At 44.5% G+C, this 24863-nt stretch carries 20 protein-coding genes; 9 read left to right on the top strand and 11 right to left on the bottom strand.

The window, feature by feature from the left end; genetic code table 11:
• Positions 1-113: 113 nt before the first annotated feature.
• The 3 genes from rpmF to QZW82_RS25260 form a co-directional block, all read right to left on the bottom strand.
• A complete protein-coding gene (gene rpmF / locus QZW82_RS25270; protein ID WP_293132726.1) occupies positions 114-287 on the bottom strand; it encodes a 50S ribosomal protein L32 in 174 nt (57 codons plus the stop codon).
• 237 nt (positions 288-524) lie between these two features.
• Positions 525-1001, bottom strand: a complete 477-nt coding sequence (locus QZW82_RS25265) for a TM2 domain-containing protein (RefSeq protein ID WP_293154576.1) — start codon at positions 999-1001, stop codon at positions 525-527.
• A gap of 113 nt (positions 1002-1114) precedes the next feature.
• The gene (locus QZW82_RS25260) at positions 1115-1279 is read right to left on the bottom strand and encodes a hypothetical protein (protein WP_293154573.1); all 165 of its coding nucleotides are present in this window, start codon (positions 1277-1279) and stop codon (positions 1115-1117) included.
• A 113-nt stretch (positions 1280-1392) separates the two neighbouring features.
• Between QZW82_RS25260 and acsF the strand changes: the two genes are divergently transcribed.
• Positions 1393-2466: a magnesium-protoporphyrin IX monomethyl ester (oxidative) cyclase gene (gene acsF / locus QZW82_RS25255; RefSeq protein ID WP_293154646.1), complete on the top strand. Its 1074-nt coding sequence runs from the start codon at positions 1393-1395 to the stop codon at positions 2464-2466.
• A 168-nt stretch (positions 2467-2634) separates the two neighbouring features.
• Here acsF and QZW82_RS25250 read toward each other — a convergent pair whose 3' ends face one another.
• From QZW82_RS25250 to QZW82_RS25235, 4 genes are read right to left on the bottom strand one after another with little or no spacing between them, the layout of a single operon-like run.
• Entirely contained in the window at positions 2635-6024 is a 3390-nt protein-coding gene (locus QZW82_RS25250; protein ID WP_293154570.1) for a tetratricopeptide repeat protein, read from the bottom strand.
• The gene (locus tag QZW82_RS25245; RefSeq protein ID WP_293154567.1) at positions 6012-7115 is read right to left on the bottom strand and encodes a hypothetical protein; all 1104 of its coding nucleotides are present in this window, start codon (positions 7113-7115) and stop codon (positions 6012-6014) included. The genes QZW82_RS25250 and QZW82_RS25245 overlap by 13 nt, the downstream gene beginning before the upstream one ends.
• A complete protein-coding gene (locus QZW82_RS25240; RefSeq protein ID WP_293154564.1) occupies positions 7105-8013 on the bottom strand; it encodes a MoxR family ATPase in 909 nt (302 codons plus the stop codon). The genes QZW82_RS25245 and QZW82_RS25240 overlap by 11 nt, the downstream gene beginning before the upstream one ends.
• The gene (locus tag QZW82_RS25235; protein ID WP_293154561.1) at positions 8001-9584 is read right to left on the bottom strand and encodes a caspase family protein; all 1584 of its coding nucleotides are present in this window, start codon (positions 9582-9584) and stop codon (positions 8001-8003) included. Before QZW82_RS25235 ends, QZW82_RS25240 begins: the two co-directional genes overlap by 13 nt.
• 152 nt (positions 9585-9736) lie before the next feature.
• Between QZW82_RS25235 and QZW82_RS25230 the strand changes: the two genes are divergently transcribed.
• Positions 9737-10201, top strand: coding sequence for a hypothetical protein (locus tag QZW82_RS25230; protein ID WP_293154558.1), 465 nt, complete (start codon positions 9737-9739; stop codon positions 10199-10201).
• Positions 10202-10210: 9 nt separating this feature from the next.
• Positions 10211-11695, top strand: a complete 1485-nt coding sequence (locus QZW82_RS25225; RefSeq protein ID WP_293154555.1) for a hypothetical protein — start codon at positions 10211-10213, stop codon at positions 11693-11695.
• A 78-nt stretch (positions 11696-11773) separates the two neighbouring features.
• Here QZW82_RS25225 and QZW82_RS25220 read toward each other — a convergent pair whose 3' ends face one another.
• The gene (locus QZW82_RS25220; RefSeq protein ID WP_293154552.1) at positions 11774-15220 is read right to left on the bottom strand and encodes a CHAT domain-containing protein; all 3447 of its coding nucleotides are present in this window, start codon (positions 15218-15220) and stop codon (positions 11774-11776) included.
• 333 nt (positions 15221-15553) lie between these two features.
• Between QZW82_RS25220 and QZW82_RS25215 the strand changes: the two genes are divergently transcribed.
• From QZW82_RS25215 to QZW82_RS25200, 4 genes are all read left to right on the top strand, one after another.
• A complete protein-coding gene (locus tag QZW82_RS25215; RefSeq protein ID WP_293154549.1) occupies positions 15554-17068 on the top strand; it encodes a phospholipid carrier-dependent glycosyltransferase in 1515 nt (504 codons plus the stop codon).
• A gap of 204 nt (positions 17069-17272) precedes the next feature.
• Positions 17273-17902 (top strand): hypothetical protein, encoded by a 630-nt coding sequence (locus QZW82_RS25210; RefSeq protein ID WP_293154546.1) that lies wholly within the window; start codon positions 17273-17275, stop codon positions 17900-17902.
• A gap of 22 nt (positions 17903-17924) precedes the next feature.
• The gene (locus QZW82_RS25205; protein WP_293154543.1) at positions 17925-18758 is read left to right on the top strand and encodes a Uma2 family endonuclease; all 834 of its coding nucleotides are present in this window, start codon (positions 17925-17927) and stop codon (positions 18756-18758) included.
• Between the two features lie 265 nt (positions 18759-19023).
• A complete protein-coding gene (locus QZW82_RS25200) occupies positions 19024-20214 on the top strand; it encodes a lipase family protein (protein ID WP_293154540.1) in 1191 nt (396 codons plus the stop codon).
• A gap of 593 nt (positions 20215-20807) precedes the next feature.
• On the opposite strand, the gene trmB is transcribed toward QZW82_RS25200, so the two are convergent.
• The 3 genes from trmB to csaB all read right to left on the bottom strand — a co-directional run bounded on the left by trmB (position 20808) and on the right by csaB (position 23375).
• Positions 20808-21440: a tRNA (guanosine(46)-N7)-methyltransferase TrmB gene (gene trmB / locus QZW82_RS25195; protein ID WP_293154537.1), complete on the bottom strand. Its 633-nt coding sequence runs from the start codon at positions 21438-21440 to the stop codon at positions 20808-20810.
• Between the two features lie 122 nt (positions 21441-21562).
• Complete coding sequence (locus tag QZW82_RS25190) at positions 21563-22315, bottom strand: Uma2 family endonuclease (protein ID WP_293154534.1); 753 nt, start codon at positions 22313-22315, stop codon at positions 21563-21565.
• 13 nt (positions 22316-22328) lie between these two features.
• On the bottom strand, positions 22329-23375 hold the full coding sequence (gene csaB, locus QZW82_RS25185; protein WP_293154531.1) for a polysaccharide pyruvyl transferase CsaB: 1047 nt from the start codon (positions 23373-23375) through the stop codon (positions 22329-22331).
• A gap of 114 nt (positions 23376-23489) precedes the next feature.
• On the opposite strand from csaB, the gene QZW82_RS25180 reads away from it, so the two are divergent.
• Positions 23490-23798, top strand: a complete 309-nt coding sequence (locus QZW82_RS25180) for a DUF2499 domain-containing protein (protein ID WP_293154528.1) — start codon at positions 23490-23492, stop codon at positions 23796-23798.
• A 264-nt stretch (positions 23799-24062) separates the two neighbouring features.
• Positions 24063-24368: a DUF3593 domain-containing protein gene (locus tag QZW82_RS25175; protein WP_293154525.1), complete on the top strand. Its 306-nt coding sequence runs from the start codon at positions 24063-24065 to the stop codon at positions 24366-24368.
• Positions 24369-24863 lie beyond the last annotated feature (495 nt).

Below are 24863 nucleotides of genomic sequence, written 5' to 3'. Positions count from 1 at the left end.
GCCAGAAGTGGCCACCCACAAGAAAATATATGTGTTGCCCAACAGCCGGCAAAGCCTGTTAACCGAGAATGGTGCAAAATATCAGAAATGCCAATTGTTAATTTTTAATCTATTTATTCTTCCTCCTCTTCTTCATTGCCGGGATACACGAAGCTGTTGGAACGCCCAGTCAGAACAGATTTGCCGAGAGACAAAGCTTTCTGAGCTGCCACTACAGCTTTGCGCTTCCATGTGGCTTTACGCATATTCTTTCTGGATTTGGAGGTTTTCTTCTTAGGGACTGCCATGACGCTAAATACTTTCTGGTTGTATAGACAAACAAACATTCTAGCCGATTTTGCCTCGCTGGCTCGACAAACCACAACAAGCAATATCCATTAGTAGGGTGCGTCAGCGACTAGCTTCTCGAACAACACGCTCAATCCCCAGACTGACGCACCCTACATTTATAGTACGTAGGGTGCGTCAGCCATTAGCCTCTGTAACCACACATCAAATCCCTCGGCTGAGCCACCCACTCCAGCTTAAAGTTCGTGAAAATAGTACATCACGACGCCAGTTACTGGGTCATTCTCGATGCTGACATAACCCGTTTTCAGCATTGCCGTGAAAGCCTCTTCCACTTCAGCAAAAGTAGCGCCGGTTGCCATCACCCCTTGAGTGACAGATAATCTTGCATTTTTTGTATAAGCTGCCTTCAGGAGTTTAATCCCTAACTGTTCCGGGGTTTGCTTCTGGTATGTCGAGGCGATCGCCCCGCTGGTGGAAGATAGCGGTATACCTTGGGGAGATACCCCGAGTTTGCCCCTGAGAGTGGCATTGTGCTCGTCCACCATCTTCGGCAACACCAGCAAGTCAAACAATTGCCCGAACCCAAATAACCCAAAGGTACACAGCCACAGCAAACCCGTGCCAATCTTGCCGTTGTAGAGGCGGTGGAGTCCGAATGGGCCGAAAAAACAAGCTGCCCATAAAAGGTAACTAACACCTAAATTGCTCATTTGATGCCCGTCCTGCCTGGTTATTTTAACTATTGCGCTCCCTCAATATATATTTTGTACTTCACTATTTTGTGGTTAAACAGCTTGACAGCGGAATTTATTTGTGCTTTATCTTATGAATTGACAAAAAGCAGCATTTTCTTCCCGAAAGCCTTTTGTGTCAAAGCCGATGAGTAATTTTGCGTAGCAATTCTTAACGCCAGCGACATATTTCCAGGGTCGAGAGCTTGGTAAACTGGAGGCTGTGGCAATTTCAGCAGCTTTGATCTGAGTGTCACAGAAAGCGCAAAAGTGCGCCGGACAGCGGTGGTCGGAGATACAAGGGCGATCGCCCGCAGTACCCGAAACATCAAACAAGCGAGCAATTATAAGCAAAACATCCAATAAACATATGGTAGATTCGCTCAAAAAACCCGCTTTTGCCGAGCAGCAAGAAGCAAAAACCCCAGCCAAAGAAACTATTCTCACACCGAGATTTTACACAACAGACTTTGACGAGATGGCCAAAATGGACATCTCGGTAAACGAAGCCGAACTCGAAGCAATTATCAAAGAGTTCCGCGTTGACTACAACAAAACTCACTTCGTGCGGGATGCCGAGTTCGATCAATCTTGGGAACACATCGACGGCGAAAAGCGCAAGTTGTTTATTGAATTCCTCGAACGCTCTTGCACCGCTGAGTTTTCTGGATTCTTGCTATACAAAGAACTGGCACGCAAACTCAAGGACAAAAATCCGGTACTAGCCGAAGGTTTCTTGCTAATGTCCCGCGATGAAGCGCGGCACGCCGGATTCCTCAACAAAGCGCTGTCGGACTTTGGTTTGTCCCTAGATTTAGGTTTCTTGACAAAGAGCCGCAGTTACACATTCTTCAAGCCGAAGTTTATTTTCTACGCCACTTACTTATCCGAAAAAATCGGTTACTGGCGCTACATCACGATTTATCAGCACTTGAAAGCCCATCCTGAAGACCAAATTTATCCAATTTTCCGATTCTTTGAAAATTGGTGTCAGGATGAAAACCGCCACGGAGATTTCTTCGATGCGGTGATGAGAGCTCAGCCTCAGATGTTGAATGATTGGCGCGCTAAGCTGTGGTGCCGTTTCTTCTTGCTGTCGGTATTCGCGACAATGTATCTCAATGATATCCAGCGCAGTGGTTTTTATCGATCGCTCGGACTCGATGCTCGCGAATACGACATTGAAGTGATCAAAAAAACCAACGAAACAGCAGGCCGCGTCTTCCCCGTGATGCTCGATGTAAGCAATCCCGAGTTTTACGAACGCCTGGATGTTTGCCTCAAAAACAATCAGAAATTAACCGCGATTGTTGAGTCTAAAACTCCGAAAGTTTTGCAATTGTTCCAAAAATTGCCTCTGTATGTATCCAACGGTTGGCAGTTGGTGAAACTGTACTTCATGAAGACAATCGAGTCGCCTTCTGTTGAGGGTGCAGTCCGTTAAGTTTTGATTTTTCATCCTCTGTGACGGCGGTTCTGCGGAAGCAGAGCCGCTTTTTTTTGTATAATGTTAGTCTCATTTTAAGGAGTTAATTTTGAGATGAAGGATGAGTAATATGCGATCGGGAAGGCACAACGTGATGATAACTTATCCAGTTTAGGATTTTTTTCTTCAGACAACCCTAATATATTTAGCACAAGGCCCGTTTGAATTTTGCTGGACTTCAACTTCAACGATCGAGCCCGGTTCCAGTTGAGCGATACAGTCCGAATCGATGAATCCTTCGCGGAAGTAGATATCTGGAGTTCCATCGCTAGGAGTTATATGACCCCAGTAGAAACCTTGCTGTGAATTGTATCGCTTGTGTTTGACTGTACCTTGTTTGAGGGGGATTGGAGACGAAAGTCGATCGTATACTTGTTGAAGTTCTCGACTTTTGGGAGCAACAGCAAGCGCGCGCTGGCTATACGCTAATGCTTCATTCCGTCTACCTAACTTTTCAAGTGCAAATGTTAAATGCGGCGTTACTTTTTCCAAGCCCGATCGATTTCTCGAATTTTCATCAATTTCAAAACCTTGGATGAGTTGGATAGCAGCTTGTTTGATTTCTCCCTGTCTGAGTAAAGCTTGACCCATTGCCGTATGAACTTGTGCTAGGTGGAGTTGGTCATCCAGTTCTTGTCCGAGTTTGATACTTTCTCGAAAATACATGAGGGCTAATTTAAATTTTTCAGGGTTTTGCTGTTTGCTCAAGACTTGACCTAAACTATTGAGGATTATAGCCGAGAGTCTCCGATCGTTTATTGTTTGAGATAAATCATAACTGTAGCGAAGAAATTTTTCTGCTTCGTGCCATTTGTGTTTTTGTTTTAGAATTCCAGCGATCCGATGCAATGCAATCGCTTCCTGTCGTCGATCGCTTAAAGCTTGGCTAATCTCAACAACTTGTTGGAAAGTAGCGACAGCTTTATCAAGTTTGTTCTGTTGTTGGAGAACTCTAGCTAAACCGTTAAGTCCGATGGCTGCCGAACGTCGATCGTTTAAAGCTTGGCTAATCTCAACAACTTGTTGGAAAGTAGCGACAGCTTCATCAAGTTTGTTCTGTTGCTGGAGAACTCTAGCTAAACCGTTAAGTCCGATGGCTGCCGAACGTTGATCGTTTAAAGCTTGGCTAATCTTAACGACTTGTTTGAAAGTAGTGGCAGCTTCATCGAGTTTGTTTTGTTGCTGGAAAATTCCGGCTAAACCGTTGAGTCCGATAGCCTCTTGTTGTCGATCGTTTAAATCTTGGTTAATCTCAATGACTTGCTGGAAAGTGGCGGCAGCATCATCGAGTTTGCCTTGTTGCTGGAAGACTCCGGCTAAACCGTTGAGTCCGATGGCTACCGAACGTCGATCGTTTAAAGCGTTGCCAATCTTAACGACTTGCTGGAAAGTGGCGGCAGCATCATCGAGTTTGCCTTGTTGCTGGAAGATTCCGGCTAAACCGTTGAGTCCGATGGCTACCGAAAGTTGGTCATCTAAAGCTTGGCTAATCGCAACGACTTGTTGGAAAGTAGCAGCAGCTTCATCGAGTTTGCCTTGTTGCTGGAAGATTTCGGCTAAACCGTTGAGTCCGATGGCTACCGAACGTCGATCGTTTAAAGCGTTGCCAATCTTAACGACTTGTTTAAAAGTAACGACAGCTTCATCGAATTTTCCTACGTGCTGTAACCAATTTATGGCTAAGATAATGCTTTCCAGTTCTGCTACAACAGATGTGGCGAAAAAAGGATTGGATTCACTCTCACCAACAAGCCTAATAAAAAACTGAGCGTGCCGTTCTACCGCATTCTCGTATAACCCACGCTCTATAGCTATATCATGAGCAAACAAGTGAATGAGAGGATGAAATACAAAACGATTTTCCCCCACTTCAGCATAATTGAGCAACGATAGTCGGCAGAGAGAATCAAGATACTCCTGTGCATCGTACTCATCATCAAAACCACTTGCCGCCATTGCTGCTTGACGAGAAAACCCATCTTTAGCACAGACACTCAAACAGGCGAAAAAATCCACTTCTTCTGACTGAAACTGCTTTAAGCTCAAAGAAAAACAAGCTCGGAGATCGGAATGACTGTCTCCTTTGGCCCTAAATCGCAACCGTTGTTTTTCTTTACTTAAAGATGCTACATAATCAGCAAGAGTTCGCTTGTTGTTTTGCTTCAAGGCTGCACCAATGATTTGTATAGCCAGGGGTAAACGACCTCCTAGATGAATCAGATTTCTTGCAGCTTCTTGCTCAGCAGCTACGCGCTCTTCTCCAATCAAGATTTTTAGCAAAGTCAATGATTCAAGATCTGGGAGTGAGTCTAGGTTAATTTGAGCCTCTTGAGGGATATCTAAAGAGTATAGAAGTCCCCGATCTCGTGCCGTGACAATGACCGCGCATCTCTCCCCTCCAGGAAGCAAAGATCGAATACTTGCCTCTTCCGCATTGTCGAAAATCAACAGCATCCGACGGTGAGCAAACACCTCCTGCATAATATTGCTGGCATCTCGTTCGTCTTCCGAGTCAATTTCTTCGTCGCACCGACGCGCAAATTCACGAGCAATGGCATCTATTTCCTTACCATCCACCCGCAAACCAATCACACCATCAGGAAAATCATCTTTATGGATCGTGGCAAAGTGACAGGCAAGGGCAGATTTCCCAACACCTCCAATCCCAGATAAACTTGCAATGCTGCATATTTTTTCCCCTTGACGGTTTAACAGCAATTCTTCAAGTTGCTTTAATACCTCCTCTCGACCTGTGAAAGTCGAAACACCTAACTGAGGCAACACAAAGGGAATTTTCCGATCGACTGGGGTATCTAACTTTACCCCAGCAACTTTTAACTCACTTTTTTGCCGACGTATTTTATTAAATTGATTTTTTGCTTCCTCCAAATTACCACGAACAAAGTTTGCCATCCCACGACTATAAATCAGTAAAGGCTCAAATCCCTCTTGTGTCAGTGGCTCCGCGAAGGTCTCCACCAACGAAGTTAGACGAAGTACCTCCCCTATATCCTCCATATCCTCTGGCTTTACGCCTACTTTTGCTCTTAAAGATTCTGCCAATTGACGTGCTGCTTCATCAGGTTTTGTATATGCTAAAGCTGTCCACTCCTGAGCCTCAGCTAAATCCCGAGTCTCCGGGTCATCTCCAGTCAGCCGTTGCGCCACATAATCGATCAAAAACTCTCCCAATTCGTCCAATCGCTTTTGCCCAAACTGTTCTTTTAGTTCCCTCAACAACAAATTGCGATCTGCTATATCGATTTCATACATCTCATAGCCCACCTGCCGACATAGGCGCGATAGCAGCACATGAGCTACTGCTGTCCAAGGCGCTTCGGGAAGAAAGTTTGCCCAAATTTGATAGAGCAAATCCGGGGTAAGTACCAGAGGAAATGCTGCATGAAGAGCTAAGTTTTGATGTGCCTGCCCAAACTGTTTTGCAAAACCTTCAATTCGCTTAACAGCAATTCGCATAGCACGGTCTTGGTTAATGTTAGGTGTCACAGCAGCCATGAGTACATCCTCTCCCAAGCGATATATCGACCTCGCAAAACACTAATTGCCGCATTCATCCCCTGACGACTCATCTCAAACATGGGCAGCAAACGCGCAATTTCCCCAGCCGTAGTATGCTGCCAACATTCATTCGGCATCGGATTCAGCCAAGCGCAATAACGGACTGACTGCTGCAACTGCTCGATCCATATTTTAGTGCTGTCAACCCGTTCCAGGTCAAAATTTCCCCGTGCTGCTCCCCCATCACTGACAATTAACACCGCCGCACGTTCTCCAATCTCCCCTAACACCTCATACATCGACTTGGCATCCAACAAAGCAGGATGACAGTATAGATACTCATCAGGATAGTTATGAAAGTAAAATACGCGGGTTTGTCTCAGTCGCCCACCGCGTTCTGCCGTCTCTGCCAACTGCCACGATAGGTCGTGAAACGGCACCATCGAGCCTTCTCGGTCAATTATCAGCACCAAATCAGTCCGGTTTGTACGTGGGGGAATCAGTACGGGTTCTAGCAAAATGCCCTCATGCGCCATCCTGGCTACCGTTGCTTCTACATCCAACTCTGTTGGTACTCCTTCTCGCACGGGACGACGCAGATAGCGCCAGCTTTGCTTCATCTGCCGCTTCGTCACTGGAAAATATTCAGTTAGCAGGCTATAGCGAGGACGTTTCAGTTCTCTATCCTGCCTGCTACTCCGCACAGCTTGGACAGCCTGTACGGGTTCCGGAGTCACATTTGGATGTGTTTCTAACTCTGGTAAGGGTTCGGATGTTGGGGTTTCATCTGATAAAGATAATGGTTTTTGCCTTTCAGAAGGCTCCTCAGATGGCTGACCCTCATTGTGTGACTCATCTGAGGAATACCTCCACATCGGTTCTAGTAGGCGTTGAATCAAGCGACTCTCTTCTTCAGACTTTGCCCATACCAAACAGCAAAGCTGCTCTACCTCCTGACGACTGTCGATACCAAAGCCAGCCTGCAAGCTACGCAACACCGCCAAATATTCATCAATACCCAATAGCAACCCATGCTGCTGTCGCAGGCTGTTAAAAATATCCAGCAGTGGTAGTGCTTCAAACTTCATACTTCAGATACCGCAGATGATCTTCCCATTTCTTCAACAAAACTTCCGGGAATGGTAGTTCGTTCTCAAGCTGCTTCAATACTTCATCTTGGGGAAATCGACGCAGCACCGCAAACCAATCGAGCAATTCGCTGGTACTGACTTTTTTCCCAGACTGACCCTTCTCCATTGCCTGTCGCAATTCGGTAAAACGTTTCACTGCTACCTCGATTAAATCGGGAGGCGATTCGGGAAAATGAGCCTTGACAATCTCGGTTAACTGTGAATACGGAAATTTAATGTAATAAAACAAGCAACGTCGCAGAAACGCATCGGGTAAATCCTTTTCGTCGTTGCTGGTAACGAACACAATCGGAGGATAATTTGCCTTGACTTCTTTTCCCGTTTCTTCGATCGTAAATTTCTGCTCGTCAAGCTCCCGCAATAAATCGTTCGGAAAATCAATATCTGCTTTATCAATTTCATCAATGAGGACGACCGTGCGCTCTTTATTCTTAAAAGCCCGTCCTAATGGGCCGTGTTTAATATAGTTATAGATATTCTTGACCTTGGATTTACTCTCTTCATCCTTCAGTTGGACATCGTGCAATCGTCTCACAGCGTCGTAGGTATAAAATCCATCCCTCGCTTTACTTGTAGACTTAATATACCAAGATTCATAAGGCAAGCCTAGTGCTTGAGCCACTGCCTCTGCCAAACGGGTTTTACCGCATCCCGGTTCACCTTTGAGCAACAAAGGACGTTTCTCCAGAAAGATGGTGAGGTTGACGGCATTAATCAGTTCTGGCGATGGTAAGTAAGGAGTGAGTCCGCCTGGTTGAGATCCCTCTAGTGAAATTGATTTTCCCTGATAGAACTGCTTGCCATCGGCAGCGAGTACACTTGCTAAATTAGCCATTTTGCCAATCCTCCTTCCCAACTATAACCGCAGTGACAGCAAAGTTCTTCATAGACAAATTCAGGGATACCGTTTTCCGAATTTTCAAATAAGATTTCAGAGTTAAAATCAACAGGAAAATTGAGATTTTCTATTGTTGTGACTCGATCGATTAGCTCGTTCAAGAGATCGACTGTGAACGGGCTAATTGGTGGTAAGCTTAAAGGGCTTTTTGAATAGCTCAACTCATCGATTTTTTGTGTTAGTAATAGATCCGATTTGCAAACACTACCATTATTGTCTACCAGAAACATTAACAAGTGTGTATTCCGTTGTTTCGAGGAGCAATGTTTTTCTACCCTGACGACAAGCGGTTCCCAAAATTCCTGAATCCATCCAGATAATACCCTAGACTGCATATCGTTTACCCGGTCAAAAATAAAAATCACATCTTGGGTGACAAGGCGATCGCAAACTCGCTCTATAATTCGATCGGACTCAGCATCTTGGGGCAAACTCAACCAGGAAGTAAGTTGTTTCCATAAATAAGGAATGCGACCCCCCACAGCCCTTTGCCCGACATCAACCTTGATGGGCGATATATTTTTCCATTTGGGATTGAGGCGAGATAAACGAGTGACCAAAAGCTGCTGTCCGCAATATTGCTCTCCGTGAATTAAGAAAGCCGCCGTTTTGTGCTTCTGTATAACCTCCCTGACAACAGTAACTTGAGCTTTAAAATCGGCATTTAAAATCTCGTGAAACAGCATCCTAAATTGTATATTTGTAATTTCCTTCTCTTTGGCTTCTAACTTAATTTTTCCTCTTTTTATTTGAATAGGTTGACCGCGATCACTATTACGAATTAGTGGTGTTTGGGGAAGTTTTGTCTGTTTGTAATACGCTGTTAAATGTCGTTCAACTTCAACTGCGAGTGTGCGTTCAGTGATCCATTCATCCTCTGTAGGTGTACAAACGCTAAGTCCTTCAATCAGCGCTCCCGATAGCACACCATGATTTTCATCCAATCGCTGATAAGCCACTTCTGAACTGTGAGAAGCCGCAATTAAAAAGCGCTTTCGATTTCGTCCTGAGAAATCGCTCTCCTTAAACTCTAGTAACTCCCCACTATAGCAGCTATCCAACCAAATAATTTGCTCTTTGACCTTGCAATCTTCCAATGAATCCCATACATCATTCAACAATACACCTTTTTTGTCTTCAAACTTAGAATCACTCGTTTCCAGCCAAATTTGTTGCTTTGTACCTAAAGAATTTTGCTTGGGAAAACTATGTCCCGCGAAAAATAATAGAACTGTATCTGGCTCCTCTTCATTCTGAAATAACCAGCGGATTTCACGCTTCAGATCGTCCGCATTAACCGATTTCTTTGGATCGACCTGAATCTTGCTATCGATCTCGCTAAAAGGCAAACGATGTACGATGAAATTATTATCCGCTTCCAAGAGCTTTGCGATCTCCTCTGCATCTGAAGCGGGAGTTGTAAGGTGCTTTACTTTACCTGTTTTAGCATCCTTCAAAAAAGGATACCGATTTATCCCAACAACGAGTGCTTTTCGTTTTCGCGTCATGAAGAGTTTAAATGTTAAGTTCTATATCCAACTGCTAATGCACCCAAACGCAACTGAAACCAAACTGATGGCAGCAATTTTGGCGAATTCTGGCTTAAATGCCTATTTTACTCTAACATAAAATTTAAATAACCATTTGCCTTGGAGGATTCATGGCCAAATCTCGTAGTATCGCTCTGCTAGCACTCCTTCTCGCATTGAAGCAGCTAGAAACACCACTCACCGCTGACGAACGAGCGAACTTGGAAACGATCGGCGAACAACTTGCTCTCGATCCAGACGACTGGGATTATATTCAAGAAGGCTTGATGGCTGTCATCCAGCAAAACCCTGAACTCGATCGACTTTTTCAGACTGCTAAAGTTCAATTAGAAGCGATCGACGGCAACATCCCGATCGAACTACTACCAACCCAACAGGAAAAAGAAACAGAATTACTCCCCCAATGCCGAGAAACTGTTACCTTCGGCTATACGGAAGGCGAACCGGACAAAACAAGTAATGAATTTGTCGATGTATCGATTAATGTATTGACCCAGAAAGATCCATCAACAACTACTAAAAATCTCAGCTTTCTTCAGCGAATTCTAGATTATTTCCAAAAGTCAAAATCCTGAAGGCTAAAGATGATGAGTGAAATTATTTATCCAACCTTAGATTTATTTTTGTACGACTTGCGCGATGAACTGGGCGATAGTGCTGGCGATCGCCCTAACGATCGAGTCAGTTTTTCCCTAAAACTTCCCGAACAACTTCGTGCCTGGATCGTACAGCGAGATGCTGATATAGAAGGAGAGTATGTTGAACTATCGGGTAGTCGAGGCACGCAGCAATTTGACAGTCGTTCCCTTAAATATGCGTTAAAAGGTTACTACTATCCAGTCCGTTTGGGGGAGAATTACGGACTGTTACTCGATTGTTCTGTCGAACATTCTTTCCGGTATCCCGATCGCAGTCAAACTGAAAAATTGCCCGTCAGTTGCTTTGCCGATCTTAAAGCAGAACTCGAACTGCGATTAGCCAACCAAAAGAGTTCGATCGGACAAGTCTGGATGCTATCAGGTCAAATTCCTAACTTTACCCCAGATAACGCTGAAATCATTGCCCGATCGTGCTGCCAAATTCCAGAACTAGAACTTAATTGGGATCGTGATTTTCGAGGCAAAAGTCTGTTTGCGGGAGGAATGATATTTGAGTTGTGGCGCTATCGTTTCAAAGGAGCGATCGCTTCCTCGACTTCCGATTCAATTTCCATCCGGAACATCCATCAAATTCAGGATAACAACACAGTTTTCATTGCCCTTTATCCCGACTCAGAAACTGCTAAAAAAGCCTCTCGATTTGACTTCGACTGGCTCCGTTTATTTGCCTATCGAAGTAAAATACTCTGGGCTTACGGTCAAAGCCAATATCTGAGACAGCAACTCAAAGATGATTTTGATTTAATTAAGCAATACTTGAAAGATTTCAATCGAAGTCAAACCCGAAGCTTAAACCTTAAAAAACTCCGTCAAACTCTGCTCGATGCTCAAAATACTTTTTCCAACTACTCGATCGATCTGAATTACCTCAATATTCAAAAACGTACCATAGAGGTTAACCTGCTCAACTACAAACGACGAATGGAGAGAATAAAACAGCGCTTGACAGAAGAATTTCAAGCAGAAAACGATCTGGAAGCTCTGAAGCAATTGGAATTTTTGAAGCGATTTAACGATGATGTTGAACACCGATACTTACTACAAATTCAGAATGATTGTGAAAGTTTAAGTTCGGGAGTAACTTTACTAGGAGAGTTAATTAACTCGATTCGGGGAGTCACTGAAATTGACCAGTCAGAACGCGATCGCAGCTTTCAAAATACCGTTGCGATTTTAGGCGTTGGACTGGCTGCCGGGTCGATGGTAGCCTCGATCGCCACACAGTTTCCTGGCGCATCTGACCCCAAGGAAGCTGTCAAATATCCTCTAGGTTGCACACTGTCGCACCTAGGGATTCCAGACCCTTGGTTGGTTCCTGCTATCTCAGCGACAGCTAGCGTGGGCATAGGAGTTTTAGCCGCAGTTATCACCGCATTGGTTATCAAATTGATCTGGTTTTTCAAGAAGTAGTAGAAGCGATCGCAATTCATATAGTTTTAGGGGCAATTCCCACAGTGTGTCAACATTATTGTGTAAGTCGTGTAACGTTTACCGCCATTCACCCTGAAGCGTAAACGCCGCCCAATAATAGGGAGACTGCCACTCTTTCTGCTGCAACATTTCTAATTGCGCCGCCCTTAAAGCTGCCGCTGGCGTCAACCCTTTTTTCAGCATTCCCTCATAGAAACTAGCCATTAACTTCGAGGTTCCTTCATCATCGACACTCCACAAACTCACAACTACTCGCTTCGCACCCGCATACATAAATCCTCTCGTCAATCCGACAATTCCCTCGCCTTGAATGTTCTGCCCCAATCCGGTTTGACAGGCACTTAAAACTACTAATTCTGCTGCTAGTTTGAGATTAAAAATATCTGTAAGCCGCAGGAATCCATTTAAGGGTTTGCCATTTGTGTCTACTAAGGACATGAGGATTCCTGATAATTCCGGGTGAGTGCTATTCGCGAAACCGTGGGTGGCAAAATGAATGATTTTATATTGGCTGAGATTGGGACTGGTTGCTGTGCTGCGATTGGCGGCAAAATCTAAGGATTGGGTGCTAGAATTTTCTGAAACTAACGATTGAATTATTTGAGCTTCTTGGCGAGTAAATTTTAAACGGCTCCACAGTCGGTTATTGTCGCTACTAGAGCGACTTAAGCCGAGATTTACTGATTCTATTGCTTCGCGATCTGTAGTAGTAGCTGGTGCTTTGAATCGTTCGTCTTGAGCGCTAAAAACTGGATCGGCAAACATTGCTAAAGTCCGAGTTGGGTTTGCTCGATCGCGATAATTTTGTCTTAATATTCCCAAGGTGGAAGCTGAAGGCAGCAGCACGATTTCATGATCTACAATTAAAGGCTTACGATCATTTTCACCGGATGTTTCGGGAAGAGAGAGGGCGGCAAAGGGAAGATAATTCAAAATGCCATCGCCAACTATCAGCAGGCGTTTTTGAGCCAGTTGTGCTGCGACAGGTTGTAAGATGATTTTACTGAGGGCGTTGCTAGCTTTGGTGACTCGATTGGGGATGTCTCGGTACAGCGGATTAGTCACAGCGTGACGGAAATTGCGGGCGGCTGCTTCTATTGCCGTGCGAGGAGGTAATTCATAGCTGGTGATGCTGGTTTTACTCACCGCCCAGAGATAACTATGCTTTTCTCCTAAGCTATATTGAAGTAAGATTGTTTTGTCGTCGAGGATTTGTTCTTGAATCTGTGAAAGGCTTAAAGGTTGGGGTTGGGTGAGGGCGGCGTAACGGGGGCTGGTGGTGCGAATTTTTGCTTGAATTTCTTGATATTGAGATAGCAGGTTTTGGCGCTGTGTTTCTACTGCTGCTACTTGCGCCGGAGTCGGATTTCGAGTGCTAAAATTGTTGATGTTGCGTGTTTCTAAGGCATCGAGTTGCTGTTGTAAATTGCGTTCTTGTTGCAATAATTCTGGGGCAACTCCTTGGCGAATATCGGCCTTTGCTTCTTGCAAAAGTTCCAGTAAAGTGCGGGCGCGAGAACGTTCGCTGGCTTCTAAGGCTTTGGTATCATAGCCAGATTTGGGATTGGTTTTGTGCAGTTCCATTAACAGTTGAATGTAGAACTGGTAATAGTTATTTACTGTGGCAAAGTATGAGGTGCGAAGTTCGTTGCTGCTAATTTTGGTGCGGAGGTTTTCGATGATTTTGATGGAGGATTCAATGTCAGTGAGGGCTGCAATTAGATTGCCAAAATTACCTTTAACATTAGCAATATTGTAGAGGGTGAGAGCTTCTCCGGGCCGATCGCCCACAGCGCGAAACAGAGGAAGAGATTGGTTGAAATACTCTTGTGCTTTCTGTTTTTCTCCCAATTCTGAGTAGACAACCCCTATATTGTTGAGTGTCAGAGCTTCTCCACGCCGATCGCGCACTTGCCGTCTTAGAAGTAGTGCTTGGTTATAATAATCGAGGGCTTTTTGCTTTTCTCCCGAATCGTTGTAGGCTAAGCCGATGTTGGTGAGAGCAGTGGCTTCCTTAGTGCGATCGCCCGTAGCGCGAAACAGGGTAAGGGCTTGGTTGAAATATTCTCTGGCTTTCTGTTTGTCTCCCAAATCATTGTAGGCTAAGCCGATGTTGTTGAGAGTGGTAGCTTCGGCAGTGCGATCGCCCGATGATGCGCGCGTGTTTGGGGATATATTCAGTATGTTGCTCAGGGGAATTGCTTGAAGAGAGCGATCGTTCAATGATATGTCACTGTTTGGGGGTATTTGCAACAGGTTGTTGAGGTTGGTAGCTTCGATCGGGCGATCGCCCAATTCTCGAATCACTGACAGAACTTGGTTATAGTAGTCTAGGGCTTGCTGTTTCTCTCCCAACGCATAGTACACAGCGCCGATGTTATTGAGAATGATGGCTTGTTTCGAGCGATCGCCTAAAATCCGATTCAAAGAAAGAGCTTGTTTGTAGTAATCTAGGGCTTGTTGTCTCTCTCCCAATCTATTAGCAATTAATCCCATTTGATTCAGGGCGTAAGCTTCAGCCTGTCGCTTTCCCAGCCTTTGATAAAGCGAACGTGCTGCATCAAACTTTTGCAATGCTTCCCGGTAAGATGTTGCTGTTTGGCGATCGAATAGTCGCGTAGCTTCCTGAATCAAGCGATCGACTTCTTCAGTTTGCTGATTTGTTTGCTGATTCAATCGCTGTCTATTTTTCTGAATTAATCGATCCGCTTCCCCCTCCGGGATTGGATTTCCACCGAGATCGAGAGTTGTTAGTTGACTCAATTGGGCTAAAGGTGTCGCATCCTGAATTTGATTTTTACTCAGATTGAGAGTTGTTAAATTCGTCAGTTTTGCTAAAGGATTTACATCTACAATTTGATTGGATTCGATGAAGAGTAACAGCAAATTGCTCAAAGTAGATAATGGCTTGACATCCTTTATTTGATTGTTGCCCAAATAAAGAAACTCTAACTTAGCCATTTTCGACAAGAGTGCCACGTCAGCAAGTTGATTAGATGCTAGGGAAAATGCTGTTAAATTGGTTAATCCCGCTAACGGTGTGACATCTACAATTTGATTGGCTTCGAGGAAAAGTTCTGTCAGATTAGTCAGTCCCGATAACGGTTTCACGTCTGAGATTTGATTGAAGTTGAGGATGAGAAATCTCAGATTAGTCAGTCCCGATAAGGGTTGCACATCTTTTATTTGATTTGAACTGAGGTTGAGCTTTCTGAGATTTGTTAATTTTGATAAGGGTTGGATATCGACTATTTGACTGCGAATCAGAGAAAGTTCTGTTAGATTAGCCAGGGTTTGTTGAGCGCGATCGCACTCTTGTGTTTTGGCTTTTGATAGCAACACCTCTACCGTATGTCTGGCTTGGGGGGTTAAATGCTCTTTGTTGTTGCACCAATCGCCAAAGCTTTCAAATGTCTTGGGATTTGGCGTGGTGGCTGATGCTAGCAGGATACTAGCACCGACAGCTAACCCCCAACGCCCCCAAACCCAAACAGCGAGATTCATAAACCCTTGCTCAAAAAAAGACCTGTTTAACTGCTATTATAGTCGATCGCACCTTGTTATCTGCTATTTTCCTTGCTGCGTGCTAATTACGAGGCAACATCGGCAAATCTAGGACTGATATCATGTCCGATCGATCGCTATTAGAGGCCGGGGCGGGTTTACAAAATCTCTCATTTTTGTTAAATATTTAAGCGAACCCGCCCCTACAGGAATTAGGATCAATTGACCGGACACGATATGACGCATAATTATAGTTTTTAAGCTATTCTCAACTCAGTATTTTTAAATTAGCGATCGCCCCCAAATCTAGCATCTACTATTTTCGGTTATTTTATGCAACTCAACAAAAAACAATTCAACAGATCCACTCTTGTTTTTGGTCTAGGAATGCTCGGTGTGTTCCTCGTCTCCTTAACTCTCCGCTTTTGGGAACTAGAGCGATTTAACGCTTTCGTATTTGACGAAGTTTACTACGCTAAATTTGCCAACGATTATCTGACCAAAACGCCTTTTTTCAACGCTCACCCGCCGCTGAGCCAGTACATAATTGCGATCGGAATTGCGATCGGCAAACACTTGCCTTTTGGAAAAACCGCCTTCAACCCTCTGGCCGGCTCAGTTCTCTCTCCTTGGGATTACCGCTGGCTGAATGCTCTGACAGGTTCCTTTATTCCCCTAGTTGTCGGAGCTTTAGCTTATCAGCTAGTGCGGCGCCGCACCTTTGCTTTTCTGGCTGCTTTCTTTATCGCCTGTGACGGTTTGTTTTTAGTTGAATCTCGCTACGCGCTCAACAACATTTATCTAGTTTTATTTGGAATCTTAGGTCAATTATTTATTTTAAAATCCGTAGAAGCAGAAGGCAAAAAGCGCTGGCTTTGGCTGGTACTGTCCGGGATAGGTTTCGGCGCATCTGCTGCTATTAAATGGAACGGATTGTGGTTTCTGTTCGGTACTTATCTAATTTTGATCTGCGCGTGGGCGGTGCGTTTAATCCAAGGAAACCGAGGAAATGAAGAACAGAGTGCCGAGGTAAATTCGGCTCTCTTGCCCCCGGAAAGTCCCGTACAAAAACTGACTCAACTCAAATTTTTAGAAGTAATTTTGAGTCTAGCTGTGATTCCTATTTTAGTTTACAGCATCTCCTGGATTCCTCACCTGCATCTCAATCCAACTCCCAACTTTTGGCAGATGCAAACGGAAATTTTGACTTATCACCAGCGGATTAAAAGCGGGCCTAACGTGCATCCTTATTGTTCGGCGTGGTACAGTTGGCCTTTGATGCTGCGCCCGATCGTCTACTTCTACAAAAGTATTAGCAGCAATGCACCATCAGATCCTGTTTTGCCACCTTTGCCGATCGGTGTAAATCCGGTAATTTTTGACGTGCACGCGATGGGAAATCCTTTGCTTTGGTGGCTGTCAACTTTATCTTTACTGCTAGTAATAGGAGTTTTGGTTCACCGGGTTTTAGTGTGGATGGAAACGCGCCGGGTGGCTTCGGTTGAGGCGCTCGAACAGCAGCGGCCGATTTTGTTTCCGCCGACTGCCGAAATGTGGCTGGCGTTATATTTAATAGTTAATTGGGCTGCTAATTTGCTGCCTTGGGTGAAGGTGACTCGCTGCGTATTTTTGTACCATTATATGGGTTGTTCTGTGTTTGCAGCTTTAGCACTTGCTTGGTGGACTGACAGGTGGCTGCACAGCCCACAAACTCGCCTCCGAGGGATGGGGGTAACAATAATTTTTCTGGTTTTGGGTGCTTTTATTTTCTGGATGCCTCTCTATTTGGGATTGCCTTTGTCGCAAATGGAATGGAAAATTAGGATGTGGCTCCCTTCTTGGGTTTAGCTTAGAATACAATACGCTTGAAATAATAAATTCCAACAGGGAAAACTATCAAAAATAGATAGTGCGATTGCTTCGTTCCTCGCAATGACAATCTTAAATGAAGCGTATTGGGTTATAATATATCTCTCCATAAAAGCCTTTATAGGGCAGGCAAGATGCCTGCCCTACAAGAGTTTTTATATATTTTTATAAAGACGAAATCTTATGTCTGAAAACTCCCCAAAAACCTCAGAGGAATTGGAAGCGATCGCCCGAGCGCCCAATCTTGTCGAAATCAACAAAGAAATCCGCGATTTGATTATAGATTATGCTATTGGATCTGCAATTTTGGGACTGAACCCGCTGCCGGGAAGTATGACGGTGACGCTGCTGGTGGCGAGCGTGTTGCTGTTAAAAATGATGCGGGATATTGGGACAAAATGGGGCTATCCAAAAGGTCAAGATGCGCTGGCGATCGGAGGCAATTTGTTCGGGGGTTTGGGTTCTTTTTGGGTGGCGTTTATGGCTTGGATATCAATGTATGGTTTGGGTGTGTTTGTGCCGTTTGTGGGCGGTTTTGCGATGGCTTCGTCGCTGTTTGCACTGACTTGGAGGGTGGGACAGGCGACGCACCTTTATTATGCTAGCGGCCGCCAAATGGATGCAGCGGAACTCAAGGAAGTTTTCGATAGTTCTCAACCGGAAGGGGCGGCTTTGTTTGAGGCAAATATTGGGGCGATCGCCTCTCCAGCTCAAGTAACAGAAAATTCGATTAAATCCCTGACTGATGACTTGATAAATGGTAAAATAACTCAAGAGGAGTTTCAGGAAAAAATTAAAGACATTCTTCATTAATACCTGTAACTAAAATAAAACCATGAAATTCTCCCTAGATGTAGAAAACAACCCCGGAGGTTGGCCGGATCACACTCAGCTACCAGAATCCGACGGCACTTTTGTGAAAAACTTTCAAGAACATCCCCAAAGCATTCTATTAACGGATTCCATTACTCCGATCCTCCAAAGCATTCATCCAGATGCTGATTACTGTATCGGTCAAGATAGTGGCATTTACTGGCGATTGACAGACCCCCTAGAAAAGGGTTCAGAAGCACCAGACTGGTTTTACGTGCCAAATGTCCCGCCAACACTTGACGGTCAATTGCGCCGTTCTTATGTGATGTGGCAAGAGTTTGTCGCACCGTTAATTGTGTTAGAGTTTGTATCGGGAAATGGTTCCCAAGAACGGGACAGAACGCCTTTGTTGCGCTCTGGGCAACAGGAAACTAAGCCGGGAAAATTCTGGGTTTATGAAAATGCGATCCGTCCGGCTTTTTACGGGATTTATGAAGTGAGTAAGGCGAGTGTTGAAGTTTATCACTTGATAGAAAATAGGTATCAATTAATGACTGCGAACGATCGCGGTCATTATCCTATTCCAGCCTTAGGAGTGGAATTAGGAATTTGGCAAGGAAGGTATCAAAATGTTGATTTACCTTGGCTGCGCTGGTGGGATAGTGAAGGGAATTTGCTGTTAACTGGCTTTGAAAGAGTTGAGGAAGAACAACAAATAGCTGAACAAGAACGGCAAAGGGCTGAACAAGAACGGCAAATAGCTGAACAAGAACGGCAAAGGGCCGATCGCGCTCAAGCAGAATTAGAGCAATTGCGCGCTCAGTTGCGATCGGCTGGAATTGAACCGCAATTGTGAGGGAAACCTTTGTTGACAGTGGGAAAGTAGCAATTAAGGACGAGGTGAGAAACTGGGTTTTTTATTAAAATCATTAGATTGCAGCCAGCAGATTAGGTAAAAAACCCGTTTTTTGATATAGTCTTTCGAGCGAAAGATGAGGTATGACTATAAATGAATTTTTTCATGCGACTTCGGTTACTATATTATACACATAAGAGGGCTAAAGCCCAACAACGTACCTGACTTTTTTGAGAACCGCTATATTGATATTTAGAGTTAGTATATGACCAAGTATATTCCAGCAAAAATTACCCGCAGACAACTGTTGCTCGGAGCATTGGCGGCCGCGTCAGCAGCTACCGCAATACCGGAATATTTGCGCCGGAAAGCAAATAGCGATCGCCAAAAAAAAGTTTTAGCTTTACTCAACGACAGAGAAGCCGATAGGATTTTCCTAAAAACCTTAGAAGCCGATGCGAAAAAAATTAATGAATCGCGGCGAATTCAAGCATCTGTCAAACTATCTCCGCCACCAATTCCCTACAACCGCGAGATTTCTAAACTGCTGATTTTGTGCAGCAAATTGGCAACGCAGCAGTACCTCAAAGGCAAAGTAGAGCCTCACTATGACGGTAATATTAAATCATTGCCAGCTTATACGTCTAAGTTGAAAGACTATACTCTAGTTGCGGCGATTAAAGGAGAAGAAGCCAATATCTCCGAAGAAGTCGAGGTAGAAATTCCGCAGCAGGCTGCTTCCCCAAATAGGGAAACCGATCCGATCGGCAAAAATGTAGATACTGCGGAAAAAGTTATAAAAAATACAGCGAAGGAGGTTGTTAAAATTAATCGCAAAATCCCGGTTTATTTTGGTTTTGTCCTCAGTTCAAAAAAACACAATATTATTGTCTTTCGCGGCACGCAAAGAACTATCGAATGGGTACTCAATATCAATGCTGTCTACGCTACAAAAGAAAGTAAGGTTTTCAGTAAGTCCTACGGTAAAATTCATCCCGGTTTTTCAACCATCTACAGCAATATTGCCACTCAAACGCTGGACATTGCCAAAAAGCTGAATCCGTCGGTTCCTTGCTATGTATCGGGCCACAGTTTGGGTGCTGCGATCGCGACTTTGGCTGCGATCGACATTGCGGTGAATGTTCCTCGGTTGAAACAGCAGGTGCAGTTGTATACTTATGGCAGTCCGAGGGTGGGCGATCCGGTGTTTGCGAGGGATCACAATCGAGTTGTACCGAACAGCTATCGTGTGGTAAATTTGGCGGATGCTATTACGCTGGTGCCTTTTACGGTGTTCTTTAAGACTGAATACGTGCACGTCGGTGAGGAGTGGGCTTTTTTAGGGCAAAATGGGGATGTGATGCCGAATCATGTGGTGGATAGTTACAGAAGTGCGATCGACAAACAAGTCGAAACCAACAAACCCCGAACCTCCCCAAATTCCGGGTTAAAATAGTGTGGAGTAAAACCATCAATTCCCGGCGAATAAAATTCGCGGCTATACAAACAATGTCCGCCTCCGCGGACTCAAGAAAAGAGATAAATGCCAATTTAAGTTCGGGCGAGTAGCAAATAATCCGGGCGAATAGAATTCGCGGCTATACAAACAATGTCCGCCTCCGCGGACTCAAGAAAAGACATAAATGCCAATTTAAGTTTGGGCGAGTAGCAAATAATCCGGGCGAATAGAATTCGCGCCTATACAAACAATGTCCGCCTCCGCGGACTCAAGAAAAGACATAAATGCCAATTCAAGCAAATAGTATAAAATGTAATTTTAATAAATTTGATATTATATCAAACACCAAATTACCTTTTATTGATACTCTTATCTTCAGTCCGCGGAGGCGGACATTGTTTGTGTAGCCCCGAATTATATTCGGCGGGCTTTATTTGTGAAACATCGCCATTAATTTGGTGGGCTTTATTTGTGAAACATCACGATTAATTATTGTGAAACATCGCAATTAATTCGGCGGGCTTTATTTGTGAAAGATCACAATTAATTCGGCGGGCTTTATTTGTGAAACACTTTATGTTTGATACCCTTTATTTGTGAAACACTGCCCGATAAACTGGTTCCCCCCGTTTGAGAGTAGCAATTTCTCTTTCAGTGGCTACGGGCATGGGATTTTCTGCTAACCATTCACCGTTATTTGTGCGTTTAAAGCTAGGATCAGATGAAAAGCGATCGCACATTTCGACTTCTACTTCCTCAATATCCGATTGAATAAACACTTCACCGCCAACAGCCAGATAAGTCGCCAACTCGCCGACTAATTCCTGCTGTACCACCCGCCGCTTGTGGTGTTTTTTCTTGAACCACGGATCGGGAAATTGAATGCTCACTCGCTGCAAAGTACCAGCGGGCAAAGTTTCTAAAATTGGTTTCAGGGAACTATTCGCATTGCAAAACAAATAGTGCAGATTTGTCAAGCCTTTTTCGTCGCGCCAAAGATTTGCCTCATCCACCAGAGGTTCCCGAATTTCTAATCCGAGAAAATTCCAATCAGTTTGTACTTGCGCCATTTGCCACAAAAACCTTCCTCTGGCGCAGCCGATATCTAAATGCAGTGGCAAATTTAAGTCGCTATATATTTTCGTCCAATCTGGGGCACTGGCGGATGTTCGATATCTCATCGATAGGGGATTTACGTGTTCTCGAACTCTTACTCTTGCCAATTTTTCTGTCTCCTGAATATAATTTTTAACCGCTGATATCGGCAGATTAACGCGGATTAACGCACATAAATTTAGAAATAAAAAATCGCAGCGTTAGGATTTTTGATTGCTAAATTATTGTATCAAATTTCGGGTTCTATGCCTGCTGCTCTTAATTGTGCTGCTAATCTTTCCGATCGTTCTCGTTCTTGTTGGGCTTGCTGTTGGGCTATCGCCCTTTCCTGCCTTTCTCTTTCAACTATTTCTGCACCCCACAATAACATCTCTCCGCTTTCATCCCACCACCGCAACCAATATCCTGTTCTTTCAGTTTTTGTGCCATACCAAACACCCAGAAATAATCCGACTCCCGGAATCCAATAACGTCCGCTTGCATCGGGCTGATATGATTGATATTGTCCTGATGAATTCAACTGATTAACTTCTAGTCTTCCTGTGGCAGGTTCAAAAATTGCATAGATTGGTACTTGCAATATTTGCTCGTAAAAATACCATTTGCCGGGGGGATAAGTCGATACTGTAGAATATTCTTCGTTGACTGTAGCTGATAAGAACTCCATGACAATCGCCGGAATTTCGCCTTCTAGGTTGGGAGTGTAACTGCGGCGGATTTCTTGACTAGGAAGCGGCTGTACGTTACGGGCATAAAACCAATCTGGCGATTTGATAACTAGCTTGTCGTCTACTGTAGCGCAAACTCCCATATTGGGAGCAATTAAGATTCCTGCTACTATTAACCCCGCAAGTTCTAAGATTTCTCGCAGGGCGGCAGCTAGCAGGGGTTGGTCGATGTTTTCCACAGGTTCCTCGTCTAAAATGAAATCGTCTGGCAATTTTTCCCAGGTAATGTTTAAGTCTGCGGTACTGACAGTCATGGTATTTTACCTCTTATGGAGATTGCAGGAGGGCGGTTTGTAATACTTCCTTATGAAAGAGCGATCGCCCTACAATAAATTTTATCCTGTCTGGCGATAGTGCGGCGCCGTTGGCATAGTGATCCATCCAGGTTTTGCTGATTAAATACGGATCTTCGGGCAATTCTGATAATAAGTATCCCGGCATTTCTAACTCATCCATCAATTGGCTGACTTTGGGATCGTAGCTGAGGGCAAAACAGCGACATTCTTCCGATGCAGCCATAATTAAACTGTGGTAGCGCATCCCGATCGCCATTTCGACTCCCCGGAACACTCCTTTCAATTTTCTCGGATCGTCTAAACTGAGGATGCGGCTCCTTTTCGGCAGCGCTTCGTGCAAATGTTTGGCAATTTCTAAGTCGTGAGAAGCTTGGAAAGGCAGCAGCAAAATTAAGGTGCGAGTGGCTTTTTGAAAGTCAACTAAAGCTTGAGTTAGGATTGACAAACGGGCGGGTGTTAGTGTAGAGTGCGATCGCAAACAAACTGCAACTCTCGGCGACGGCAAATCCCACAAACCGGAGACAGGGGAATTTTCCAAAGCCCACACTGGATCCGGCGCTAATGTAAATGGAATTTGCCAATCTGCAAGTATGGTAGCTGAGCCTTTATCGCGCACGCTAACGCCTGTACATCCACCAAAACACCGCTGAGATAACTTGCGAGTAATCTCGCGATTTAAAGGGCCAATTCCCTGGGCCCAAGCAACAGTTTTTAAGCCCATCTGCTGCGCTAATCCCATCAAGCCACCATAGTAAAAAGGGCTGACAAGGCTGGTACTGTCTTGGATTAAACTACCGCCACCCCAGATGAGGGCGTCGGCGCTGCGGAGTGTATCGAGGACACCAAACGCATTCATGCGATCGCGCGCAGCTACTCCGTACCGCTGATTTGTCTCGACAGGATTGCCAGAAAGGACGATCGGCGTCACGCCATCTGGTAACATTTGCAGTAGCGAAGCCAACAGCGCCTCGTCGCCGCCGTTGCCTTTTCCGTAATAGCCGCACAAAATTGCTCGCATTTCTACTCTTTGTTTGGAATCGAATATAACTATTACAATACATAAATTGTTGTTATCTAGAGATTCTTTTTTAAACGACAAAATACATCTTGCACCTTTCTTTACATACAAAAAATGCACGCTTTGTCAATTCCCACCTGGATTATTCATATTTCTAGCGTCATCGAGTGGATTGCCGCCATCTGGTTGATTTGGACTTACGGCGAAGTCACTCAAAATCCGGCTTGGCGGGCTCTTTCCTTCGGGATGTTGCCCGCTCTCGTCAGCGCCATGTGTGCCTGTACGTGGCACTTTTTCGACAACTCTCTCGCCCTAGAATGGATGGTTACTCTACAAGCGGCGATGACTCTCGCCGGCAATTTTACATTATGTGCGGCGGCTTGGTGGATTTGGCGATCGGCTCAGCAGTCAGTTGACAGTTGACAGTTGATACCAATTTTTTATGAGGCTGCATATAATTCGGATCCCCCCTAACCCCCCTTAATAAGGGGGGGATAAGATTCTTCTCAAAGTCCCCCTTCTTAAGGGGGATTTAGGGGGATCCAGATATATGCAACTTCACATTAAATTGGTATGACAGTTGTCATTGGTTATTTGTTATTTGTTATTTGTTATTTACTACCAATTAGCAATGCCCAATGCCCAATTCCCTATTCCCTATTCCCTATTCCCCATTCCCGATTAAAAATGCTTTCCAAAGAAACTCTATTTGCCTTGTCTCTGTTTCCCTACTTAGGATTTCTCTGGTTTTTGACTAAATCGGGAAAAACACCGCGTTTAGCACTGATGGGATTTTACGGCACTTTAGTTTTTGTTGCCGTCACGATTCCGGCGGGAATTTATGCAAAAGTTGCCTACAATGAATCCCTAGCAAACATCGATTGGCTGCACGGGGCGGCGGAATCATTCTTGACATTTTCCAATATCTTATTAGTTTTAGGATTTCGGGAAGCGGTGATTAAAGCTAAAGAATCATCGCCAGAAGAGAGTTAAGAGTTTGACGAGTTTCGGACAGTGAGAAACCGAATTTTTGCGCCACAATTGCGCTATAGATCAGATATTGAAGCATTCGCAATAACCTGTAGGGGCGGGTTCGCCAACAATCTTAAAAGTAGCAAATAGGTTAAATAAACCCGCCCCCACCCCACCAATAACTATCAAAAACCAAGTTGTTTTGGTGGTGATGCGTAAGTTCGATCTCCACAATTGTTGTGTCCTGCCGAGTCAGTTAATTGTTACTAATTATCGCCGGAGTAGCTCGCCCTTGCATTCTCCATCTCACTCTCTTCCTGCGATTGAAACCTCTCATAATTTTTGTCTCCCTCCTCATCTTCACTGATAATTTGGTTGAGACGAGCCTTGAACCCACATTCCGCATCCCAACTGGCACATAGGCGAATTGAGGGCGTAAAAGTGAATTATCCGAGACCAAGCGTGAGTAAAAACACCCAAAAATCTGTGCAACTATCGCATCACCAGTTAGGCATC

Origin of the sequence: Microcoleus sp. bin48.metabat.b7b8b9.023, from assembly GCF_013299185.1 — a bacterium.
GTDB lineage: Bacteria > Cyanobacteriota > Cyanobacteriia > Cyanobacteriales > Microcoleaceae > Microcoleus.
The sequence above is the reverse complement of the archived record's forward strand: the minus strand, read 5'-3'. Positions and strand labels throughout refer to the sequence as shown.

Excerpts from the sequence above, each read along its gene's own strand:
- rpmF (WP_293132726.1), bottom strand. The coding sequence starts at position 287 with ATGGCAGTCCCTAAGAAGAAAACCTCCAAATCCAGAAAGAATATGCGT.
- QZW82_RS25265 (WP_293154576.1), bottom strand. The coding sequence starts at position 1,001 with ATGAGCAATTTAGGTGTTAGTTACCTTTTATGGGCAGCTTGTTTTTTC.
- acsF (WP_293154646.1), top strand. The coding sequence starts at position 1,393 with ATGGTAGATTCGCTCAAAAAACCCGCTTTTGCCGAGCAGCAAGAAGCA.
- QZW82_RS25250 (WP_293154570.1), bottom strand. The coding sequence starts at position 6,024 with ATGGCTGCTGTGACACCTAACATTAACCAAGACCGTGCTATGCGAATT.
- QZW82_RS25245 (WP_293154567.1), bottom strand. The coding sequence starts at position 7,115 with ATGAAGTTTGAAGCACTACCACTGCTGGATATTTTTAACAGCCTGCGA.
- QZW82_RS25240 (WP_293154564.1), bottom strand. The coding sequence starts at position 8,013 with ATGGCTAATTTAGCAAGTGTACTCGCTGCCGATGGCAAGCAGTTCTAT.
- QZW82_RS25235 (WP_293154561.1), bottom strand. The coding sequence starts at position 9,584 with ATGACGCGAAAACGAAAAGCACTCGTTGTTGGGATAAATCGGTATCCT.
- QZW82_RS25230 (WP_293154558.1), top strand. The coding sequence starts at position 9,737 with ATGGCCAAATCTCGTAGTATCGCTCTGCTAGCACTCCTTCTCGCATTG.
- QZW82_RS25225 (WP_293154555.1), top strand. The coding sequence starts at position 10,211 with ATGATGAGTGAAATTATTTATCCAACCTTAGATTTATTTTTGTACGAC.
- QZW82_RS25220 (WP_293154552.1), bottom strand. The coding sequence starts at position 15,220 with ATGAATCTCGCTGTTTGGGTTTGGGGGCGTTGGGGGTTAGCTGTCGGT.
- QZW82_RS25215 (WP_293154549.1), top strand. The coding sequence starts at position 15,554 with ATGCAACTCAACAAAAAACAATTCAACAGATCCACTCTTGTTTTTGGT.
- QZW82_RS25210 (WP_293154546.1), top strand. The coding sequence starts at position 17,273 with ATGTCTGAAAACTCCCCAAAAACCTCAGAGGAATTGGAAGCGATCGCC.
- QZW82_RS25205 (WP_293154543.1), top strand. The coding sequence starts at position 17,925 with ATGAAATTCTCCCTAGATGTAGAAAACAACCCCGGAGGTTGGCCGGAT.
- QZW82_RS25200 (WP_293154540.1), top strand. The coding sequence starts at position 19,024 with ATGACCAAGTATATTCCAGCAAAAATTACCCGCAGACAACTGTTGCTC.
- QZW82_RS25190 (WP_293154534.1), bottom strand. The coding sequence starts at position 22,315 with ATGACTGTCAGTACCGCAGACTTAAACATTACCTGGGAAAAATTGCCA.
- csaB (WP_293154531.1), bottom strand. The coding sequence starts at position 23,375 with ATGCGAGCAATTTTGTGCGGCTATTACGGAAAAGGCAACGGCGGCGAC.
- QZW82_RS25180 (WP_293154528.1), top strand. The coding sequence starts at position 23,490 with ATGCACGCTTTGTCAATTCCCACCTGGATTATTCATATTTCTAGCGTC.
- QZW82_RS25175 (WP_293154525.1), top strand. The coding sequence starts at position 24,063 with ATGCTTTCCAAAGAAACTCTATTTGCCTTGTCTCTGTTTCCCTACTTA.